The organism is Pseudarthrobacter lactosi, from assembly GCF_055412785.1.
Window position 1 is genome coordinate 381,211 of sequence record NZ_JBVAYS010000001.1, and the last position, 20,548, is coordinate 401,758.

The following is a 20,548-nucleotide window of genomic DNA, read 5'->3' on the forward strand; positions in this document are numbered from 1 at the left end:
ATCGTTTCCCTAGGTGAAGCGGTGTCCTGCGGGTCAGGTGCTTACATCCAGCCTGCGGAGCAACATTGGCAGCCCCTTTAGTCCGTCTGTTAGGACTGTTGCCCCATCGATGCAATGAGCCGGTGGCTGAATTCTTGGGCCACGTGGAGATGCTCGGGTTTCATGGTGCAGGATCTCAGGACAGTGGTGTAGTCACTATCAACGACGATCCATGGATGGTTCCTCGCAAGCCACTTGCTGTCGACCCGATACAGTGCCAAGTGCCAGCCGTCCCGGGCCATGGCCGCAAACGCTTCCTCTGTTGCCGCAGATATCTGGCTGCTGGTATGACGGCGAGGGAAGGCACAAACGATGTCAAGTTCGGGTTCAACCACGAGCTCGGCGCCGTCGGCAGCTCTGATGACTTCAGCTATCTGCAGTGCTGCCCTTCGGCCGTCGGCGATAATCGATCCCATTCCGTCGCGTGACAACCCGAGAGCTTCGACAGTGGCCCAAAATGCCGCCGCCGACGCGCCCGCTCTCGAGCACTCCAGACTGATCTCGCCAAGATGGAGGTCAGAAGATGTGAAGTAGGTGTAGGGGGAGTTGTGCGAATAGAGCTTGCCGACAGATGGATCAGCGAAGAGAACAGATCCGCATCCGTACGGTTGAAGTCCGTGTTTGTGTGGATCTACGACGATTGAATCCGCCCGGCGAACGGCTAGGAAGGGGGCAGGATCAACCAGCGGTTCCGGACCAGTGGCCAGGAGGGTGTGAAATCCTCCGTAAGCTGCATCGATATGTAACCTGGCTCCGAATTCGGCTGCCAGGTCCGCGGCCTCATGGACTTGGTCCAGTGCCCCAAGACCGGTCGTGCCAAGAGTCACAACAATGGTCCCGACCCCGCCTCGCGCCAGCCTAATCCTCAGATCCGCCATCGAAAGACGGCCCCGGTCGTCTTCCGGAATGGTCTCATGCGGGGTTCCGAGCAACCGGCACATACGCTCGTGGGTGTAGTGGGCGTTCGTTCCGGACAATATGACCTTACCTGGATGCAATTCCCTGGCAACCCAGAGCGCCTCAAGGTTAGCGATGGTGCCGGACGATGTCAGATGGCCCAGATGTTCCTCATAGCCGAACATTGCCGCAAGTTTGGCCACGACTTCCTTTTCGAGGACAGCGGTGGCCGGGCCTCCGTCCAGAGCGTGGTTATTCGGATTGATGAGTGCTGCGATGGCTTGCGCAACCCAAGCCACAGGGTGCGGGGGTTTAAGGAGTTGTCCGATGTACTTCGCATCCCCGTATGGATACATGTTGGCCAGTCGTTCAACCAGGGAAGAGAGGGCAGCTGAGCCTGACGAGTCAATGGTTGGTCCTCCGGCCCACAAGGTGGCGTACGCCTCCAAGTCTTTGGCGCGCTGCCTTAGTTCGGCGATAACGTCGTCGTTCAGCCGGACGTCTTGAGCCCTCATTAGTTTCTCCTATCGTTCTAGCTGGTTCGGGGAGTCGGGTGGTGCAGCAACAGCTTGCGCAGCAGTTCGGCAAGGATCGAGGCTTCGGTTTCGGTGAGTCCCGCCGCCCAGGCCTGCTCGCGCCGGTTGTTGATCTGGCAGAGATCGGCCACCATTTGCTCGCCTTTGTCCGAGAGCTGGACTATGGCCTTGCGCTTGTCTTCTGGATCAGAGGCTCGGGTAACGAGCCCGGACTTCTCTAATGTGTTGAGCAGGCTGGACATGGAGGCCGTGGACACGCTGGACAGCCGGGCAAGCTCGTTTGGGTTCACCTGTCCTACCGACCTGATGGTGAACAGCAGGCGGTAGCCGGCGAAGCTGATGCCCATGGGGCGGTGCACCGAGACTTCCATGTCTGTGGTCATCCGGTTAGCGGCGCGGATGAGATTGAAGCACAACGCCATGGCGGGCGCATCAACGTCCGGGTACAGCTCCATGGCAGCGGCACGAGCCAGTGATTCGTATTCAGAGGACCCGATGCGCTGCATCTTCCGGGCGTTAGCGGTCATTCCGCCTCCCGAGTTTTCCGCGACGGTGGCGCTCACATTTTCTCCAAAAGTAGTCAAAGGATGGTGACTGATTTAGCTAGAAGTCTAGACTGTTTTTGCGATCTGCGCTAGCTCGAACTGACGGGCGGCGCCCGCGTTGAATTTTCCCCGCGCGCCATGATCCTTGCCCAGCTTGGATCAGGCGGGGACGATGCGGTCCCTGTCGGCAGACTCTATCTGTCTCTGGTTGTCGCCATGGTTCGATAGATATCTAGCAATTATTTGAAGGCATATGTTGAGATCGGCGGTCCTATGGGCGTGCGGACGCCAAACAAGCAAATCGAGTGCTTTGGGACGATCTCCGCACATCAGGTTTGTGAGTGACTTACCTAGGTCTGGCTGACGGCTCTGCCTAGTATCGGCTTCGACGTTCTCAACGGGGGAGTGGTCGCGCCAGCCTGCGAGCCACAAGGCACTGATAAAACAACGACGGCGACAGAGCGCCTTCGGCTGAGTGCTCTCCGTCGCTATTGTTCGTGCGCTCTTGCTGAAGCCTGCTGTCAGGCCGGCGACGAGCCGACGGCCGACAATGTAGATAAAGACGAATGGCAGGGCGGAGAGGACGACCGCGGCGAGGATGGCCGGGGTGTTGATAGTGAACTCTCCCTGGAACGCCCATAGTGGCAGCACGCGATTAGTTGCACCCTGGGTCAGGATCAGCGGGACGAGGAAGCTGTTCCAGACGTTGAGCGCGTTGTAAACCGCCATCCGGACCACGCCGCCGGTTATCAGCGGCGGGCGAGTCCGTGAGGCGTTGCGCCAGTGCTGGAAGCGTGAAGAAGCTGTCAGTGCTGTCCAAAGGGCGATCTGGAATGAAACAGGTCCCATTGTCGGGACTATGGTTCCACGACGGCCACAGCCTCAGTCTCGATGAGCAGGTCCGGATCTGCCAGCCGGGATACTTCGACGTGTGCGCGCGTTGGGTGGTGGGTATTGAAGAACGCTGTGTAGACGGTGTTAACCACGTCCTGTTGATTCATGCGTGTGTTGTAGATGGTGACTTTAGCGATGTCGCCCCGGGTGCCTCCTCCTGCTCGGACGAGATTGTCTATGTTCTCCAGACAAGCCCGGGTCTGTTCCTCTAGGCCGGCGTCGGCTGTACAGGATTGTTGGATCCGATGACGGGAAATGTCTGCCCGGAAAGGTAGATAGTGATTCCCGAGGTCCGGACGAGCGCTGCGAACGGCGGTATTGGCATCCCTGTGACGTCGGCCAGCGTCGCGGACCAGTGAGCCTTGAGGCCGGCGTCGATGTATTCATGCATTGGAAGTTCCTTACTGTTCTGACGGTTCGACGGTGGCCGTTTTGCGGGTGAGTCAGAGGATGGCGCCGAAGGTCAACCCGACGAGAAAGGCCAGGTCCGCTCCGTCGAGTATTCCCTGGGAGATGAAAGTCGACTGCACATCATGGGCTCCGACCTTGGGCAGAAGAACAATCCCTTCCCCGTCGACTCCTACGCACGGTCCTCGGCCAGCGGCTGAACGCCGGCGTCAGCCGGGAAGACGTTCGTATGCTCGTTGCCGTCAACACCGGCCGTGCGCTCGACGGGTAGCGGGTTCACGCGGTTTCCACTGAGCGGGCGGCCTCCGTCGGCAGGCCGCGAGTGGCCCATCGCTCCAGGGCTGCGTCCAGGGCAGCCAGGTCGACGGGTTTGCTGAGGTACGCATCCATGCCGGCTGCGAGGCAGCGCTCACGGTCTTCGTCCTGGGCGCCGGCGGTCATGGCGATGATGGGCAGGCGTGGAGGGTTACCTTCTTCTCTGGCCCGGATGGCCCTGGTCGCTTCGAAGCCGTCCATAACCGGCATATGGCAATCCATGAGCACCGCCGCATAGGAGCGGGTAGCGGTGGTGGAGACCGCTTCGGCGCCGTCGGCGACCACGTCGGCCCGGTAGCCCAGTTTGGTGACCATTCCCCGGGCCACGAGCTGGTTCACTACGTTGTCCTCCACTACCAGGATCCGGCCCCGGGAGGGCATATCGGGGCCGGGCTGCCTGGTCGCTGCGGGCACCATGACGTCCGGAGGTGTGCCCGCCATCAGGCGCATGAGTCGGTCATGGAGCTCTGAACCGCGCACTGGTTTGGTGAGCCATTCACGGATTCCTGCCGCGGCCAGCTCGGTCTTGGTGACCTGGGATGTGGATGTCAGCATCACGAGCCGGATGCCCCGCAGGGCAGGGTCGGCGGTGAGCTCGTGCGCCAGTTCCAGTCCGTCCATTTCCGGCATGCACATGTCGAGCACGGCGATGTCGTAGGGTTGCCCGGCGGCGGCCGCGGCCCGGGACTGGTTAAGGGCCGTGCCTGCGTCCGCGACGGCATCCGGCCGCATCCCCCAAGCGGTCAGCTGTGATTCCAGCACCAACCGGTTGGTGGCGTTGTCATCCACCACCAGCACACGCAGCCCGGCCAGCTGACGGCTAACCAACGGCTCCGGATTCCCCGCAGAGGCTTCAGTCACAGGCAGCCGGATGGCGAACCAGAACGTGCTGCCCGTACCCGGTGTGCTGTTCAGCCCGATATCCCCGCCCATCGCTTCGGTCAGGCTTCGGCAAATCGCCAGGCCCAGGCCGGTTCCGCCATACCGGCGTGTGGTGGAGGCGTCGGCCTGGGAAAAGGAATCGAACAGGCGCAGATGATCCGCAGGTTCGATGCCGATTCCGGTATCACTGACTTCGAAACGCAGCACCGCCTTACCTGCGTCCTGTTCCGCGACGTTCACGCGGATGGCGACCTCACCGGACGGGGTGAACTTCACGGCGTTCGAGGCCAGGTTCAACAGGATCTGCCGGATCCGGCCGGCATCACCGGCCAGCCGCTCCGGAACGTCAGGCCGGCAGTAAGCGATGAGTTCCAGGCCCTTGCCCTGTGCGTCTTCGGACAGGAGCGCGGCAACCTCCTCTACAAGGTTTCGCGGATCAAAAGAGGTGACATCCAGATCGATTTTCCCGGCCTCCAGCTTCGAGAAATCCAGAATGTCGTTGATCAGGGTCAGCAGGGCCTCGGCCGCCGTCTGAACTCCTTCGGCGTATTTGCGCTGTGTCTGATCCAACGGCGTATCCAACAGCAGCGCGGTCAGACCGAGGACGCCGTTCATCGGCGTCCTGATCTCATGGCTCATCGTCGCCAGGAACTCGGACTTCAACCGGCTCGACTCCAACGCCGCCTCACGGGCGGCCAATAGCTCGGCCTCAGCGGCCCGTCGCGCTGTGATGTCCTGCCCGATCGTCGCGATCCCGCTGACCCCGTGTTCGCCGCGGATGGGTGACACGGTTAAGGACACGGGAACGATCGACCCGTCTTTCCTCAAGCGGTCCGTCTCAAAGCTGCAAGCCTCCCCGCCGTCCATGACCGCGGCCAGCACCGCGTCCTCAGCCTGGCGGTGATATTCCGGAATGAGGATTCGGACGTCTAGGCCCATCACTTCGGCGGCACCATACCCATACAGCCGTTCGGCCCCGGGGTTCCAGCTGGTGATAAGACCCTCGGGCGTCTTGCCAATGATCGCATCCGCTGAGGATTCAACAATGGCGCCCAGGCCTTCCAGCTGGGCGAGTGCCTCCCTCTCCCGGTCCTGTGCGCGGCGGCGGGAAGTCACGTCACGGAAACTCCAAACACGCCCAACAATTTCTTCCCCGACACGTTGGGGCCGGGAGTACCGTTCAAAAGTGCGTCCGTCACGGAAGTCCAGCACATCCAGACTCTCAGCGCCAGGATCGGCGTACAGTTCGCGCACCTTGTCCACGAAACTGTCCGGATTGGACAGCTGATCCAGGACAAACGCCATCACTCTTCCGTCGTTGTGGGAGGCCATGAGCTCCGCCGGGATGCCCCAGAGAATGGCGAACCGTTCGTTGGAACCGGCAATCCGCCCATCCGCAGTCACGACCAGAATGCCGTCAGCCGTGGATTCCAAGGTGGCACTGAGCAGTGATAGGGCATCACGGAGTTCCGCGTCAATGCGACCGCGTTCGCTCACATCCCGGATGGAGGCGACGATTTCCATGCCGGGTCCGACGCCGAGTGGAGCGAAGCTTGTCTCGATGGGGAACTCGGTGCCGTCACGGTAACGGCCGAACAACTTCATGTCCGTCCCTGCACGGCGCATCCCCGGGTCCGTTGCGAAGCGTTCCCGGATGGCCTCTCCGTGGCCCTTGAACCGCGACGGAAGCAGCACTTCATAATGTCTGCCCAGCAACTGGCTCCGCGGATAGCCGAAGAGCCGTTCTGTATGGGCATTGACGAACGTGATGTCCCCTGCTTCGTCGATCACCAACAAAGCGTCGGGAACGGCCTCCAGCAGGTCCCGGTGGGAACCGACGGTATCCAGCGGCGTCATTTCATTTGCCATTTCGGCCCCCAGCACTGCGTGGATGACAAAGCCGCCCACATCCGCGGACGCCTGGGACTTGCCGGTGTGGCTCCCCCTGCACAGGCTATCCGGGCACGGACCCGAAAGCACCACAGACAGGGCAGGCATTCGGGAAAGTCTCGTGGGCCGCCAGGCAATGCAGGCTCCAACCCTCAACGGATGTATGCCGTTTGGCTGAGAAGCGGTTTGGCCCGTGCCGACTGGCGGATGGTCGAATCGGGGAGTGGGGGCGGCTCCTCCGTGCACCTCGATGGCCCGGCGCGAAGCCGCAGGTTATTCCGAGGTATGCGCGGGTCATCGTGGCCGGAGACCCGGTCCGTCGATGAGATGCACCTTGGTCGGTGGTGACGCCAGCCGCTATTGCTGTGGATGGGCGAGACGGAGCTTCGCGGCCCGTTCTTCAAGGAGAGGCACGTAGTCCCGGATGCGACCTTCATCGAGCGAACCATGTTCCTCGGCTACGACGTCTTCGATAATTGAGCGTTGTTCATTCGGGAAGCGCTCCGCCAGACGCTCGACGACGGCCATGAGGGCTCCGGGTTCTTGGGTCATTGCGGCCCAGGCCTGAGGGCACGGTCCTCTAATGGCGCCTATCGCACCCATGAGGAATAGTGTGTCAACGGATAGACCACAGTCTTTAATCTAGGTCGAATTGCTGAGTTCTTGAGAATTCGCGAAGAAATGACTTTCTTTCCATAGATTTCCCTGGAAAGCCCCTTCGAAGTGCTGAAAAGTAGTGAACAAGGAAAGATTTACCACATCGGGACAGGCGTCCGGGACTGCAGAGAGGCAGTACCGGCAGCGTATGGACTGCATGTGGTTCGAGTGACGTTCCGTTCCATCGCGCCGTTTGCGGAGTCTCGGTGCTGAGAATTACTGCATTCACTTCAGCGCCAGACATCGCAGGGCCGCAGAAAGGACCTCCGGGACCGCGGCCCGTAACTCCAAATGCTCGATGGTCAACGCCTGCAGGCTCCCTGGGAAATAAACACAAGTCGGCACGCCCGGGCGGCGGATTCACTGTCCCGGGCATATTCATGATGAAAGAGAGCAGCAAATGACGCGTATTGGGATCGTGGCCGAGTTAGGCCGTGAGACGAGGGTGGCGGCGACGCCTGTCACCGTCAAACAGTTATTGGAGTTGGGCTACGACGTTGTGGTCGAGAAGGGTGCGGGGGAGTCCGCTTCGTTCCGTGATGAGGCGTATGCCGAGGCTGGTGCCCTGATTGTGGGTGCCGATGAGGCGTGGGGGTCTGAGGTGGTGCTGCGGATCAATCCGCCCACTGAGGATGAGATCGGCCGCCTATCTGCCGGTGCGACGCTGATCGGGTCCCTTAGCCCCGGGCTGCGGCCAGACTTGGTGGAGGCGTTGGCGGCGCGGCCGATCACGGCTTTGGCGTTGGATGCGGTGCCGCGGATTTCGCGGGCGCAGTCGATGGATGTGCTCAGTTCGATGGCGAACATTGCCGGGTACCGGGCTGTGATTGAGGCCGCTCATGAGTTCGGCCGCTTTTTCACCGGACAGGTGACGGCGGCGGGCAAGGTTCCGCCGGCGAAGGTCCTGGTGGCCGGGGCCGGCGTCGCCGGGCTGGCCGCGATCGGTGCGGCGTCCAGTCTGGGTGCGATCGTGCGGGCGACGGACCCGCGTCCTGAGGTCGCTGATCAGGTGAAGTCGATCGGCGGTGTCTACCTCAAAGTTGAGGTTGAGGAGGAGATGAAGTCCTCTGACGGGTACGCCAAGGCTACCTCGGAGGCCTATAACGCCCGCGCGGCCGAGATCTACTCGGAGCAGGCCGCTGATGTGGACATCATTATCACCACGGCCCTGATTCCGGGGCGTCCGGCACCGAAGCTGCTCACGGCCGAAGACGTTGCCGGCATGAAGTCGGGCAGCGTGATCGTGGACATGGCCGCCGGGCAGGGCGGCAACGTGGAAGGCTCCGTCGCCGGGGAACGCATCGTGACGGACAACGGTGTCGTCATCCTGGGCTACACGGACCTTCCGGCCCGGCTCCCGGCCCAGGCCTCCCAGCTGTACGGCACGAACATGCTGAACCTGCTCAAGCTCCTCACCCCGGACAAGGACGGGGTCCTGCGGATCGATTTCGACGACGTCGTGCAGCGCTCAGTCACGGTGGTGCGGGACGGGGAGAAGACGTGGCCGCCGCCCCCGGTCCAGGTCTCCGCCGCACCCCAGGTGAAGACGGACGCCTCGGCGGCCGCGGACGATACCGCACCTAAAAAGAAGCAAGGCCTCAGCCCTGCCGGTAAGGCCGGGCTCTTTGCCGCGGGTATCGCGGTGCTGTTCGGGCTCAACGCGGTCGCTCCGGCGCCGCTGCCGCAGCACTTCACGGTGCTGATGCTTTCGATCGTGGTCGGCTTCTACGTGATCGGGAAAGTCCACCACGCCCTGCACACCCCGCTGATGTCCGTCACGAACGCCATCTCCGGGATCATCGTCGTCGGGGCGCTGCTGCAGGTCACCTCCGACAACATCGTCATGCAGGTCCTTGCCGCCGTCGCGGTGCTGCTGGCCAGCATCAACATCTTCGGCGGTTTCGCCGTCACCCGTCGCATGCTCGCGATGTTCTCGGCCGGGAAGGCACGTTCATGAGCACCGTCACCGAAGCAACAGCCCGAATCATTACGAGGAGCTCAACTGTGTCTGACACCGTCTCCGGTCCGTTGACCGCCGACTCCATCGCCGGGGCGGCGTACATCGTCGCGGCCCTGCTGTTCATCCTCAGCCTCGCCGGGCTCAGCAAACACGAAAAGGCCAAAGCGGGCGTCGTCTACGGCATCACCGGAATGATCATCGCCCTCGCCGCGACCATCTGGCTGACCCTCCAGGGCGCCTGGGGCACCGGCCACGGACTGACCGGCCTGGTCCTTCTCGTGGCAGCGGTGCTGGTCGGCGGGGCCATCGGGCTCTGGCGCGCCCGCGTGGTGGAAATGACCGGCATGCCCGAACTCATCGCGCTGCTGCACAGCTTCGTGGGCCTCGCTGCGGTCCTGGTGGGCTGGAACGGCCACCTCGAAAACCCGGACCTGTCCCCGGATCTGACAGCGATCCACCACGCCGAGGTGTTCATCGGCGTGTTCATCGGCGCGGTGACCTTCACCGGCTCCATCGTGGCGTTCCTGAAACTCTCGGCCCGGATGAAGTCCACACCCCTGATGCTGCCGGGCAAAAACGCGATCAACCTTGGCGCCCTCGCCGCGTTCATCGCCCTCACGGTCTGGTACGTCAACGACTCCCAGCTCTGGCTCCTGATCGTCGTCACCGCACTGGCCCTCGGGCTGGGCTGGCACCTGGTGGCCTCCATCGGCGGTGGCGACATGCCCGTCGTGGTGTCCATGCTCAACAGCTACTCCGGCTGGGCCGCAGCCGCCGCGGGCTTCCTGCTGAACAACGATCTCCTGATCATCACCGGCGCCCTCGTCGGCTCCTCGGGCGCGTACCTGTCCTACATCATGTGCAAGGCCATGAACCGGTCCTTCATCTCCGTGATCGCCGGCGGCTTCGGCATCGCCGCCCCGGCGGCGGCGGACAAAGAGTACGGCGAGCACCGCGAAATCACGGCCCAAGCCACCGCGGACCTGCTGACCAACGCCTCGTCCGTCGTCATCACCCCCGGCTACGGCATGGCCGTCGCGCAGGCCCAGTACCCCGTCGCTGAACTCGCCCACCAGCTCCGCGAACGCGGCGTGAACGTCCGGTTCGGCATCCACCCCGTCGCCGGCCGCCTGCCCGGGCACATGAACGTGCTCCTCGCCGAAGCCAAAGTCCCCTACGACATCGTCCTGGAAATGGACGAAATCAACGACGACCTCGGCGACACCTCCGTTGTCCTCGTCATCGGGGCCAACGACACCGTCAACCCCTCCGCGGCCGAAGACCCGGGAAGCCCCATCGCCGGAATGCCCGTCCTCCGCGTCTGGGAAGCCGAAAACGTCATCGTGTTCAAACGCTCCATGGCCGCCGGCTACGCCGGCGTCCAAAACCCCCTGTTCTACCGCGACAACTCCCAAATGCTCTTCGGCGACGCCAAACAACGCGTCGAAGACATCCTCAAAGCCTTCTAAGAGAACAGCCCTCCTGACGTGTCCCGTCAGCTAGCCCGCAGCTCCGCTCGGCCCTCATTGGCCTCGACACGTACACCCGCCCCCTGACAACATCATGAGAGGAATACAACGATGCGCAGACGGCAAGCTCCCTTCAGCTCCACCGCACGGAAGGGTTTCAGATCCGGCTCCCTGGACCGGAACTCCTGCCCTGAAGAAGTGCCCTCACTCCGGCCCGTTTCCGACATCGACGAACTGGCTGCATCACCGTGGATCGGTCTTCACCATAGATATGAGTTCTTGCTTCACCATAGGCACGAATTGCTTGAAGAGTCAGGGGAGTAGAAAACCGGAGGACGCCGCGAGCAATTGATTGTCAAACCAGGATGATCCGCCCGTTCGGTGCGCTGCAGGCTGAAACTGGTCAAATCCAGCCTGCAGCGCAGGGGATACATCCTCGTGCCCCAGACACCAGTCGAGATCAATGTGCCGCACTGACTGTCTGCTGTTGGAAAGGCCGGCACGATGTGCTCGGGAACGGTGGCCTTCCTCCCGGCCGCCTCTTTCACTAGTCGCTCTTGCGGCGGTCCCCCTGCTCCAAGCATTCGAGCAAGCAGCCGCTGCACGAGAAACGCTGATCGAAGGCCGTCCCTGTGCTTGAGGTAAGGGCTTCGGCAGTCTTGCACTTCCACCATCCCGGGTACTTACTAGTGGGAGGAGGCGAAGCCTCCCGAGTCTGCCGCCAACAGCTCGTGTGGCTTGGAGGCTTAACCAACGGCTATCAGAGGACGAAACACCATGTTCGCTCGCATCAGCACGTACCGGCCCGCTCCTGAGAGCACGGGAGCGCCTTCAGGAGAAACCGTCAGCCAGGTGCTTGCCCTGCCGGGATGCAGGGGGATCTATTACCTGCTGGGAAAAGAAAAAACGTCACTCTCGATAACGCTTTGGGAAGACGAGGATGCGCTTGCAGGCAGCCGTCAGGAATCGGATCGAATCCGATCCGAGACCAGTGCGGAGCAACACATGGAGGTCCTGGGAGTGGACGAATTTGATGTGCTCATCCAGCACCTCAAGGAATAGTTCAGGTCGGAGTCCCATGCAACGGCATTCCCAAACGTCAGTTGTCACAAATTCCAGCCTGAGTTCGCCGCCCAGTCCGCACAGCCCGTTCAGCCCTGTCGCTGCCGGCGGCCGCGCCACGGCGTGAGCCGCGGCCACCACCCGGGGACGTTGCGCCGGTAGTTGAGGTACTGCTCGCCGTAGGTGCTGGTAAGGGTCGGCTCCTCGTAACCCTTCACGAACGCGAGGACGGCGGCGAGGGTGATCGCGGCGTAGAGCACGAGCCACCAGTTGCCGAACAGCAGCGCTTGGCCGAGGACGATGGTGAGCACCGAGAGATACATCGGATTGCGCACGAACCGGTAGGCCCCCGTCACGACGAGAGCCTGGGTCGGCGCGATGGGAGCGGGCGTTCCGCGGTGCAGGGCGAAGAGTGTGAAGGCGTGCAGGAGGAACGCCACCCCAATAGCGATGGCCGTCCAGGCGATTGGCTCGACCACCGAGCCCGCGCCGCCCCAGTCGTACCACTGCCAGCCGGAAATGAGCCACGGAATGAGGCCCGCGACGACGCCGGGCGCGAGGAAAAGGAAGACGATCCTCCCGATCCACGCGCGTGCGGGAGAGGCTGTCTTGGCCATGTGCGTCAGGCTAGCGCTCTTCCACCGACCGCGCGAGGGCGCAGCGATACGAACGGATTTCTGATGGCCCTATTTGACGCCGGCAAGTGATCTGGCGTCGGGCCGTTGCGGGCCAGGGGAGGCCGGTGGACGACGGGCCGTGGGCGGAGCGTGTCGACACGTTATCGTGGTCGCATACATCTAATCAGGAGGGTGCATGCCGTACGTTGTGGACTTCAAGGACGTTTCCATTGTTGGACTGGAATCGTCTCCGGTCGCCGATGCCCTCGCCGGGTTACGCGCCAACGAAGGGCGCTACTACCGCAACAAGTACGACCACGTATTCACTGTCAGTCCTGCCGCCGAGGTTCCGGAGGTGGTCGACCGCGTGAGCCACATTCTCAAGGACGAGCGCGACATCGTGATCGGCGCCCACCCGCTCGAAGCAACCACATTCGACGTCAACGGGTTGCGGATGGATTATGTGTTCTACGAGTCGGGGCTGTCGATTAACGTCATGTACAGCATCGAGGACGGCGGGAAACGAGCGGTCGGATTCAAACTGGCCGAAGGCATGGAGATTCCGGAGGAACTGGCATCACGTTTTAAGTTTGCCCGCCAGAAATCAAAGCTGGCCGGCGTTATCCGCGGTTCCTACTTCGTGATTAAGGGCGAGTACTGATCAACTGACTTCCGCGCCCGGTGGAGAACGGATGCCTGCCGGAGTTGTTTAGGGCAGACTGGTGGCGTGAGCGGAATCCGGTGGGTGCTGCATGTCGATCTCGACCAGTTCATTGCCGCGGTAGAAGTGCTCCGGCGGCCGGAGCTTGCGGGCAAGCCGATCATTGTCGGCGGTCGGGGCGACCCGACGGAACGGGCTGTAGTCTCGACCGCATCCTACGAAGCCAGGGCGTACGGTGTGGGGTCCGGAATGCCTTTACGCGTTGCCGCCCGGAAGGTGCCCGACGCTGTGATACTGCCTGTCGATCAGGAGGCTTATCTCGCGGCGTCTGAGACGGTGATGGCTACCCTGCACGCGCAGCCCGGCGCCACCGTGCAGGTGCTGGGCTGGGACGAAGCCTTTGTAGGCATTGAGACGGATGCTCCGGAGGCCTACGCCCGTGAAGTCCAGGCCGCTGTCCTGGAGCGAACGCAGCTGCATTGCAGCGTGGGCATCGGCGACACGTTGGTCCGGGCCAAGGTGGCCACCGGTTTCGGCAAGCCGGCCGGCGTCTTCCGTCTTACTGCCGGGAACTGGCTCGAGGTTATGGGCGGTCGGCCCACCAAGGAGCTGTGGGGCGTCGGAACCAGGGTGTCGGGCCGGCTGGCCAAGCTCGGCATCAACACAGTTGCCCAGCTCGCCGCGTCCGACCCCCAGGACCTGGTCCCGGAGTTCGGCCCCAGGATGGGTCCTTGGTATGCGGAGCTCGGACGCGGGGACGGGGCCAGCGTTGTGGACGACAGTCCGTGGGTTGCCCGCGGGCATAGCCGGGAGACTACCTTCCAGCGGGACCTGACCGAACCCGCCCAGGTGGACGACGCCGTGAAAGAGCTGACAGCGCGTGTCCTTGAAGATGTTGTGGCCGAAGGGCGACCCATCGTGGGGCTGACCCTGAAGGTCCGGTACGCACCGTTCATCACCAGGACCCACGCGAGGAAGATTCCCGAGACATTCGACCGGAACGAAATCCTCGCGCGGGCCTTGGACCTCGCAGCCGGAATCGAAGCGGGCCGTCCGATCCGCCTTCTGGGTCTGCGGGCCGAAATGGCAATGCCCGACGATGCCCGAAAGGGACATACGCCTACGCGCGGCGGTTGGTGACGGCGTCGCTCGCGTTATGACCGGCGCGGAAAAATCGCGTCCATGACCGTGGTGGCGCTGTTCTGCACGAGGGGCACACGCCGCGTCAGCCCAGTGCCAGGCGCATCGACACCTGGTACCTGTCCGAGCGGTACGTGGAGATGGCGTACTCAATGGGAGTGCCCGGTTCTTCGGTCCCGGTGAAGGACCGGCGCTTAAAGAGCAGGACGGGTGCTCCCGGCGCGATGTCCAGCAGGGCAGCCGTTTCCACCGACGCCGCGGCGGCCTCCACGGTCTGCTCTGCCTGCTGGACTGGGTGCCCGGCGGCTCCCAAAGCCCGGTAGAGGGAGCCGGTCAGATCTGAGGACAGAAGGTCCGGCAGCAGGTGCGGCGGCAGCCACGACTCATCGACGCTGACTGGTGCTCCGTTGGCCAGGCGGAGCCGCCGGACCTGGTAGGCAGGCTGTTCCGGAGCCAGCCCCAGGTGCTCGGCGGCTGCCGTTGGGGGCACTGTCGTGGACACGTTGATGACCCGGGTACTGGGAACAAAGCCTGCCTGCCGCATGTCCTCGTTGAAGGAAGCCAGATGCAGGGTGGAACGGACCAGCCCGTGCGAAACGAAGGTCCCTTTCCCTTTGATCCGGACCAGCGCCCCGTCCTGGACCAGATCCGAGATGGCGCGGCGGACCGTGATCCGCGAGACCCCGAACTGCTCTTCCAGCTGGCGTTCGCCCAGCAGGGCATCGCCGGGGCGAAGCGTGCTGGACACCAGGTCCTGGAGTTGCCTTCTGAGCCAGACGTGTTTCAGTTCCCCTGCCGTATCCATGACTCCTATTTTCCGGGAAGATCGAACAGGCGCGCGCCAGCTTCCACGCGCCCGCCGGATGCCGGAGCTTCGATGGTGTCCGCCGCGCTGTCCAGGATCACCACGGGACTGCACATGCTCAGGTCCTTTGACCGGACCAGGGTAACGTCCACGGTGATCATGGGATCGCCGGTGCGGACCTGGTCGCCCTTCTGCGCGATCACCGTGAAGCCCTCGCCCTTCAGGCGCACGGTGTCGATTCCGACGTGCACTAGCACGGCGGGCCCGGACGGGTGCTGGACGATGTAGGCGTGCGGCATGACCTTGACCACCTTGCCGTCAAGTGGCGCCACAGCGGTGACCACGCCGGCGTCGTCATCAGGGATAACGGCTGCGCCTCCGCCCACGAGCCCTTTGGCGAACACCGGGTCCGGTACCTCGCTCAGCGGGATGAGCCGGCCGGGCAGCGGCGAGGCCACGCTGATGGTTTGGGCGGATGCCTCCGTGCCCAATTCCGGCGCGGTCACGTCAGAACGGCTCACATCAGGTCCTGGATGTCTTCGGCGAGGCTCTCGGCTTCCGGGCCCACCACCACTTGGACCACTGTGCCGGACATCATCACGCCGTGTGCGCCGGCGGCCTTGAGGGCGGCCTCGTCCACGCGGCCGGCGTCCACCACCTCGGTGCGGAGGCGCGTGATGCAGCCTTCGATCTCTTCGACGTTCCCGGCGCCGCCAAGGGCGGCGAGGATGATTTCTGCTTTGGACATGTCTACTCCCGTGTTGGTAAGCGGTGAAGGCTGCGGTTCCAGAAGCCAATTTGAAGCTTGAGGTTGACAACTGTGGCCGGCGCCCTTCACAGTGATGGTTGTCACTGGTTATAACCAGTTAGCAAGACTCTACTGAATCAAGCATCTCCGCACAAGCACCACCCTCTTCGAGACGAGGAACATCATGACCACGGAAAATCCCACAGCCGGCGCCGCGGCGCCGGAAAAGGCCAAGGGCAGCGGCAAGGCACTTCAGAACATGCAGCGCTTCGGCCGCAGCCTGATGCTGCCCATCGCGGCCCTCCCCGCGGCCGCGCTCCTGCTTCGCCTGGGCCAGGACGACCTGCTGGGCAGGTTCGAATCCCTGACCACCGTCGCCCAGGTCATCGGCGCCGCCGGCGGTGCCCTGTTCGAGAACCTGCCGCTGCTCTTCGCCGTCGGCATCTCCTTCGGTTTCGCCAAGAAGGGTGACGGTTCCACGGCCCTCGCCGCCGTCGTCGGCTACCTGGTCCTGACCAACGTCTTCAAAGTGATGGCGCCGCTGGTGATGGGCGCCGCCCCGGAAGGCGGGAAAGATCCCGTCATCAACTACGGTGTGCTGGCCGGCATCGTGATGGGCCTGACGACGGCGCTGCTCTGGCAGCGCTTCCACCGCACCACCCTGCCGGACTGGCTCGGCTTCTTCGCCGGCCGCCGGCTGGTGCCCATCCTGACGTCCTTCGCCGCGATTGTGATCGGCGTGCTCCTGGCCCTGATCTACCCATACTTCAACACCGGACTGACGGCCGTCGGCAACGCCGTGGCGGACAACACTGTGGTGGGCAGCGGCGTCTACGGCACCCTGAACCGGCTTCTGATTCCGCTGGGACTGCACCACATCCTGAATTCCGTTGTGTGGTTCATCCTTGGTGACTACAACGGAGCTCACGGCGACCTGAACCGGTTCTTCGCAGGCGACCCCACCGCTGGCGTCTTTATGACTGGCTTCTTCCCCATCATGATGTTCGCCCTGCCCGCCGCCGCCCTGGCCATCTGGCAGGAAGCCAAGCCGTCGCAGCGGAAGATCGTGGGCGGCGTGATGCTCTCCACCGGCCTCACTGCGTTCCTCACGGGCATCACCGAACCCCTCGAGTTCTCCTTTATGTTCGTGGCCTGGCCGCTGTACGTCGTGCACGCGTTCCTGACCGGAACGTCCATGATGCTGGTCAATTTCCTGGGCATCCATCACGGGTTCGGGTTCTCCGCCGGGGCCATCGATTACGTCCTCAACTTCGGCATCGCGCAGAACCCGCTGTGGCTGATCCCCATCGGGCTGGTCTACGCCGCCATCTACTACGTGGTGTTCCGCTTTGTGATCCGCCGCTGGAACCTGCGCACCATGGGCCGCGAAGATGAAACCGACGAGAACGGCTCCATGGCCAAAGCCGATGCAAGCTGAGTTTTTGCCGACCCGCGGCGGCGGGGACGACGGCGTGGTCGGTCTGCGGGGCCGCCTCGTCACCGGCCACCCCGGTGACGCAGTGATTGACGACGGTACCGTGGTGATTGCCGGGCGAACCATCCAGTGGTGCGGCCCGACGTCGGACCTGCCGGCAGGATTCGACGCCGACATCCGGCAGGTGCCGCTGATCCTGCCCGGGCTGGTGGACGTGCACTGCCACGGTGCCGTGGGGCACACCTTCTCCGCGGATGCGGACGGTGCACGCCTGGCTGCCGGCCGCCACGCAGCGGAAGGCACGACGTCGGTACTCGCCTCGCTCGTTTCGGCGCCGTCGGATGTGCTGCTGGAGCAGATCGCGGCCCTGCGGGACCTGGTGGCAGACGGCACGCTGGCCGGCCTGCACCTGGAAGGGCCGTTTATCACCAAAAGCATGTGCGGTGCGCAGGACCCCGCCGCGATTATCGACGGCGACCCGGCACTCCTGAAGCAGTGGCTTGAGGCGGGGCGGGGGACCGTGCGGTCGCTGACCCTGGCCCCGGAAACCTCGCACTTTGCTGAGCTGGTGCAGCTCTGCCGGGAACACGGCGTCGTGCCTTCCCTTGGCCACACCGCCGCTACGGCTTCCCGCACGCGCGAAGTCCTGGGCGCTGATGGCGGCGCCGGCGGTGCCGATCGCCCATGGTCGGCCACGCACCTGTTCAACCGGATGCCCTCACTCGACCACCGGGCTGCCGGGCCCGTCGCGGTGATGCTGCAGGCCGCCGAGCAGTCACCCGGGCACATGGTGCTTGAACTGATTGCCGACGGTGTGCACCTGGACCCGGAAATCGTACGGATGGTATTCAACCTTGTGGGTGCCCGCTCCGTTGCCCTCATCACCGATGCGATGGCGGCTGCCGGAATGTCCGATGGGCACTACACCCTCGGCAGCCTGGGCGTGTTGGTCCAGAACCGGGTGGCGCGGCTGGCGCCGGCGGGCACGACCCAATCCGGGGAAGTCGAGGAGCCCGGCGCGATCGCGGGAGCCACGAGCTTCCTGCTGGAGAACGTGCGCCGCTGCGTCGACTGGGGGATCCCGCTCGCCGACGCCGTGTCCGCCGCTTCCTCCACCCCGGCCCGGCTGATGGGCCTCAACCGGGACTCCGCCCGGGTCGGCGCCATAGCCGCGGGATACCGCGCTGACGTGCTGGTGGCCACCGAACTACTTGAACTCGTGCAGGCCTACCGTGCCGGCACACCACAAAAGCAGGAAAGGAATGACCGTGCAGATAGTTCTGTGTGAGTCCGTCGATCACGTAGGAGCCCGGGCGGCGGACATCATCGAGGCCAGGGTCCGGCAGGGTCCGGCGGTCCTGGGCCTGGCCACCGGAGGCTCCCCGAGTTCCACCTACCAGGAACTCATACGGCGGCACCGCGAGGAGCAGCTCAGCTTCAGCCAGGTCGCCGGCTTTACGTTGGACGAGTATGCGGGGCTGCCGAAGGAACACGGACAGTCGTACTACTCCACCATCCGGCGCGAGTTCGTTGACCATGTGGACCTGCCCGTGGAGAGGCTCTTTACCCCGCAGGGGGACGCCGCCGACCTGGTGGCCGAAGCAGAGCGCTACGACACAGCGATCGCGGCAGCCGGGGGAGTGGACATCCAGATCCTGGGCATCGGGGCGAACGGCCACATCGGGTTCAACGAGCCGACGTCGTCACTTGCCTCGCGGACCCGGGTGAAGACCCTGGCCGGGGCCACCCGCACTGACAACGCCCGGTTCTTCCAGGACGGCGCCGTTCCGCGCCTCTGTTTGACCCAGGGGCTGGGGACCATCCGCGAGGCGAAGCTGGCCGTCCTCGTGGCGATGGGGGAGAACAAGGCCGCCACAGTCCAGGCGATGGTGGAGGGTCCGGTCAGCGCCAACTGCCCGGCGTCGGTGCTGCAGCTTCACCGCAGGGCCGTGATCCTCCTTGACCCGGCGGCGGCGTCTCGGCTGTCAACGCTCGAGTACTACCGGGAGGCGCAGGAATTCAACGATCAGCTGGGCCAGACCCCTACCAGGCCGTGGCTGCAGGAGCCAGCGCTCCAGCAAAGATGAGCGTGAATCCGAGGCTTGTCCGCGTGCACGTGCCTTCACGGCTCGGCTTTGCGGACAAGCCTCGGATGTTTTGTGGGGAAGGGCGTGTCAGCCGTTGATGGCCTGCGGTACGCCGAGGGCCTTCAGGCCTTCGACGCCGAACTCCAGGCCATAGCCGGACTGCTTGGCTCCGCCGAAGGGGACGCGGGGGTCCACGGCGCCGTGCTTGTTGATCCAGACGGTGCCGGCTTCGAGCCGGGCGGCGACCTTGCGGGCTTCGGCGAGGTCGGCGGACCAGACGGACGCGCCGAGTCCGACGTCGAGGCCGTTCGCCATGCTGATGGCTTCGTCCACGGTGCTGTAGTGGATGATCGGCAGGGCGGGGCCGAACTGTTCCGCGGTGACCAGGGGGTTGTTGTTGCCAATGTCGGCCACCAGGGTGGCGGGGTAGAAGTGGCCGGGCTGGCCAGTGTCCGGGTCGCCGCCGATGAGGATCCGGGCGCCGGAATCGCGGGCGGCTTCCACGAGGCCAGCCACAATCTCGTATTGAGCCCTGTTCTGCAGCGGGCCCAGGACGTTGTTCTCGTCCAGTCCCACGCCCATGGGCATGACGGCGGCGACCTTGGTCAGTTCTTCGCAGACGGCGTCATAGATGTCGTTGTGGACGTAGAGGCGCTTGAGCGCGGCGCAGGTCTGGCCGGTGTTAATGAAGGCGCCCCAGAAGAGGCCTTCGGCGATCGCGGCAGGGTCGGCGTCGGGCAGGACGATGCCGGCGTCGTTGCCCCCGAGCTCCAGGGTGAGCCGCTTGACGGTAGCCGCCGAGGATTTGATGATGGCTTTGCCCGTGGCGGTGGAGCCGGTGAACATGACCTTTCCGATCGCGGGGTGCTCGGCGAGGCGTGCGCCCACCTCGCGGCCGCCGGAAACGACGGTCACGAGGCCTTCGGGCAGTTCCTCGTTGATGATTTTGACCAGGGCAAGGACGGACAGCGGGGTGTATTCGGAGGGTTTGACGACGACGGCGTTGCCCATCCGGAGCGCCGGGGCGATCTGCCACACGGTAATCATCATCGGCCAGTTCCAGGGGCCAATGGCACCCACGACGCCGATGGGCCGGTAGTGCAGTTCGGCGTACGTTTCGCCGTCGTCCACCACCGTTTCAGGTTCCACCGGGGTGCCGGCCGTGGCCCGCAGCCAGGCGGCGCAGGCGCCCACCTCGAAGCGTGCATTGGGGCCGTTGAGGGGTTTGCCCTGCTCGCGGGAGAGCAGCCGGGCGAGTTCCTCGGCGGAGCGTTCGACGGCGTCGGCTGCCTTGAGGAGCGCGGCGGACCGGGCGGCGTGGCCCAGGGCGGCCCAGGCCGGCTGCGCTGCAGTGGCAGTTTCGATGGCGGTTTCGAGGTCCTCGACGGTGTGGACCGGGGCTTCGCCGACGGGGGTGCCGGTGGCCGGGTCAAGGATGGTCCGGGTTTCGCCCGCGTCCGGGGTGATCGAGGCCAGCAGGGCGTCGTAAGTTTCCATGGGT

20 protein-coding genes are annotated in these 20,548 nt (G+C 64.1%); 8 read left to right on the plus strand and 12 right to left on the minus strand.

Annotated elements, in window-relative coordinates; translation table 11 throughout:
- Window positions 1–89 precede the first annotated feature (89 nt).
- The 7 genes from ACZY0Q_RS01755 to ACZY0Q_RS01785 all read right to left on the minus strand — a co-directional run bounded on the left by ACZY0Q_RS01755 (window position 90) and on the right by ACZY0Q_RS01785 (window position 6,934).
- Window positions 90–1,451, minus strand: a complete 1,362-nt coding sequence (locus ACZY0Q_RS01755; protein ID WP_463913965.1) for a pyridoxal phosphate-dependent decarboxylase family protein — start codon at window positions 1,449–1,451, stop codon at window positions 90–92.
- Window positions 1,452–1,468: 17 nt separating this feature from the next.
- Window positions 1,469–1,999 (minus strand): MarR family winged helix-turn-helix transcriptional regulator, encoded by a 531-nt coding sequence (locus tag ACZY0Q_RS01760; RefSeq protein ID WP_463913968.1) that lies wholly within the window; start codon window positions 1,997–1,999, stop codon window positions 1,469–1,471.
- Between the two features lie 177 nt (window positions 2,000–2,176).
- A complete protein-coding gene (locus ACZY0Q_RS01765) occupies window positions 2,177–2,866 on the minus strand; it encodes a hypothetical protein (protein ID WP_463913970.1) in 690 nt (229 codons plus the stop codon).
- An 8-nt stretch (window positions 2,867–2,874) separates the two neighbouring features.
- Window positions 2,875–3,168 (minus strand): RidA family protein, encoded by a 294-nt coding sequence (locus ACZY0Q_RS01770; protein ID WP_463916211.1) that lies wholly within the window; start codon window positions 3,166–3,168, stop codon window positions 2,875–2,877.
- Entirely contained in the window at window positions 3,120–3,302 is a 183-nt protein-coding gene (locus ACZY0Q_RS01775) for a hypothetical protein (RefSeq protein ID WP_463913972.1), read from the minus strand. The genes ACZY0Q_RS01770 and ACZY0Q_RS01775 overlap by 49 nt, the downstream gene beginning before the upstream one ends.
- Before the next feature lie 293 nt (window positions 3,303–3,595).
- On the minus strand, window positions 3,596–6,514 hold the full coding sequence (locus tag ACZY0Q_RS01780) for a PAS domain S-box protein (protein WP_463913974.1): 2,919 nt from the start codon (window positions 6,512–6,514) through the stop codon (window positions 3,596–3,598).
- A gap of 249 nt (window positions 6,515–6,763) precedes the next feature.
- Window positions 6,764–6,934 (minus strand): three-helix bundle dimerization domain-containing protein, encoded by a 171-nt coding sequence (locus ACZY0Q_RS01785; RefSeq protein ID WP_463913977.1) that lies wholly within the window; start codon window positions 6,932–6,934, stop codon window positions 6,764–6,766.
- Window positions 6,935–7,463: 529 nt separating this feature from the next.
- On the opposite strand from ACZY0Q_RS01785, the gene ACZY0Q_RS01790 reads away from it, so the two are divergent.
- The 3 genes from ACZY0Q_RS01790 to ACZY0Q_RS01800 all read left to right on the plus strand — a co-directional run bounded on the left by ACZY0Q_RS01790 (window position 7,464) and on the right by ACZY0Q_RS01800 (window position 11,554).
- The gene (locus tag ACZY0Q_RS01790) at window positions 7,464–9,020 is read left to right on the plus strand and encodes a Re/Si-specific NAD(P)(+) transhydrogenase subunit alpha (RefSeq protein WP_463913979.1); all 1,557 of its coding nucleotides are present in this window, start codon (window positions 7,464–7,466) and stop codon (window positions 9,018–9,020) included.
- On the plus strand, window positions 9,017–10,492 hold the full coding sequence (pntB, locus tag ACZY0Q_RS01795; RefSeq protein WP_463913981.1) for a Re/Si-specific NAD(P)(+) transhydrogenase subunit beta: 1,476 nt from the start codon (window positions 9,017–9,019) through the stop codon (window positions 10,490–10,492). The genes ACZY0Q_RS01790 and pntB overlap by 4 nt, the downstream gene beginning before the upstream one ends.
- Window positions 10,493–11,269: 777 nt before the next feature.
- A complete protein-coding gene (locus tag ACZY0Q_RS01800; protein ID WP_463913983.1) occupies window positions 11,270–11,554 on the plus strand; it encodes a hypothetical protein in 285 nt (94 codons plus the stop codon).
- A gap of 89 nt (window positions 11,555–11,643) precedes the next feature.
- Here the strand turns inward: ACZY0Q_RS01800 and ACZY0Q_RS01805 are convergent, their stop codons facing one another.
- A complete protein-coding gene (locus ACZY0Q_RS01805) occupies window positions 11,644–12,171 on the minus strand; it encodes a methyltransferase family protein (RefSeq protein ID WP_463913985.1) in 528 nt (175 codons plus the stop codon).
- 196 nt (window positions 12,172–12,367) lie between these two features.
- On the opposite strand from ACZY0Q_RS01805, the gene ACZY0Q_RS01810 reads away from it, so the two are divergent.
- Both ACZY0Q_RS01810 and ACZY0Q_RS01815 read left to right on the plus strand, forming a co-directional pair.
- A complete protein-coding gene (locus ACZY0Q_RS01810; RefSeq protein ID WP_463913987.1) occupies window positions 12,368–12,832 on the plus strand; it encodes a phage tail protein in 465 nt (154 codons plus the stop codon).
- A 66-nt stretch (window positions 12,833–12,898) separates the two neighbouring features.
- Window positions 12,899–13,972 (plus strand): DNA polymerase IV, encoded by a 1,074-nt coding sequence (locus ACZY0Q_RS01815; RefSeq protein ID WP_463913989.1) that lies wholly within the window; start codon window positions 12,899–12,901, stop codon window positions 13,970–13,972.
- An 85-nt stretch (window positions 13,973–14,057) separates the two neighbouring features.
- On the opposite strand, the gene ACZY0Q_RS01820 is transcribed toward ACZY0Q_RS01815, so the two are convergent.
- From ACZY0Q_RS01820 to ACZY0Q_RS01830, 3 genes are read right to left on the minus strand one after another with little or no spacing between them, the layout of a single operon-like run.
- The gene (locus ACZY0Q_RS01820) at window positions 14,058–14,777 is read right to left on the minus strand and encodes a GntR family transcriptional regulator (protein ID WP_463913991.1); all 720 of its coding nucleotides are present in this window, start codon (window positions 14,775–14,777) and stop codon (window positions 14,058–14,060) included.
- 5 nt (window positions 14,778–14,782) lie between these two features.
- Complete coding sequence (locus tag ACZY0Q_RS01825) at window positions 14,783–15,298, minus strand: PTS sugar transporter subunit IIA (protein ID WP_463913993.1); 516 nt, start codon at window positions 15,296–15,298, stop codon at window positions 14,783–14,785.
- Window positions 15,295–15,525 carry a glucose PTS transporter subunit EIIB gene (locus ACZY0Q_RS01830; protein WP_193342966.1) on the minus strand — a complete coding sequence of 77 codons (231 nt, stop codon included), beginning with the start codon at window positions 15,523–15,525 and terminating at the stop codon, window positions 15,295–15,297. The genes ACZY0Q_RS01825 and ACZY0Q_RS01830 overlap by 4 nt, the downstream gene beginning before the upstream one ends.
- Before the next feature lie 184 nt (window positions 15,526–15,709).
- Here ACZY0Q_RS01830 and ACZY0Q_RS01835 point away from each other — a divergent pair, with 184 nt between their 5' ends.
- Genes ACZY0Q_RS01835 through nagB form a run of 3 tightly spaced genes read left to right on the plus strand, consistent with a single transcriptional unit; the run spans window position 15,710 to window position 19,047 of the window.
- On the plus strand, window positions 15,710–16,963 hold the full coding sequence (locus ACZY0Q_RS01835) for a PTS transporter subunit EIIC (protein ID WP_463913995.1): 1,254 nt from the start codon (window positions 15,710–15,712) through the stop codon (window positions 16,961–16,963).
- Entirely contained in the window at window positions 16,953–18,248 is a 1,296-nt protein-coding gene (locus tag ACZY0Q_RS01840; RefSeq protein WP_463913997.1) for an N-acetylglucosamine-6-phosphate deacetylase, read from the plus strand. Before ACZY0Q_RS01835 ends, ACZY0Q_RS01840 begins: the two co-directional genes overlap by 11 nt.
- Window positions 18,229–19,047, plus strand: a complete 819-nt coding sequence (gene nagB, locus ACZY0Q_RS01845) for a glucosamine-6-phosphate deaminase (RefSeq protein WP_463913999.1) — start codon at window positions 18,229–18,231, stop codon at window positions 19,045–19,047. Before ACZY0Q_RS01840 ends, nagB begins: the two co-directional genes overlap by 20 nt.
- A gap of 87 nt (window positions 19,048–19,134) precedes the next feature.
- Here nagB and ACZY0Q_RS01850 read toward each other — a convergent pair whose 3' ends face one another.
- A complete protein-coding gene (locus tag ACZY0Q_RS01850; RefSeq protein ID WP_463914000.1) occupies window positions 19,135–20,544 on the minus strand; it encodes an aldehyde dehydrogenase family protein in 1,410 nt (469 codons plus the stop codon).
- Window positions 20,545–20,548: the final 4 nt, after the last annotated feature.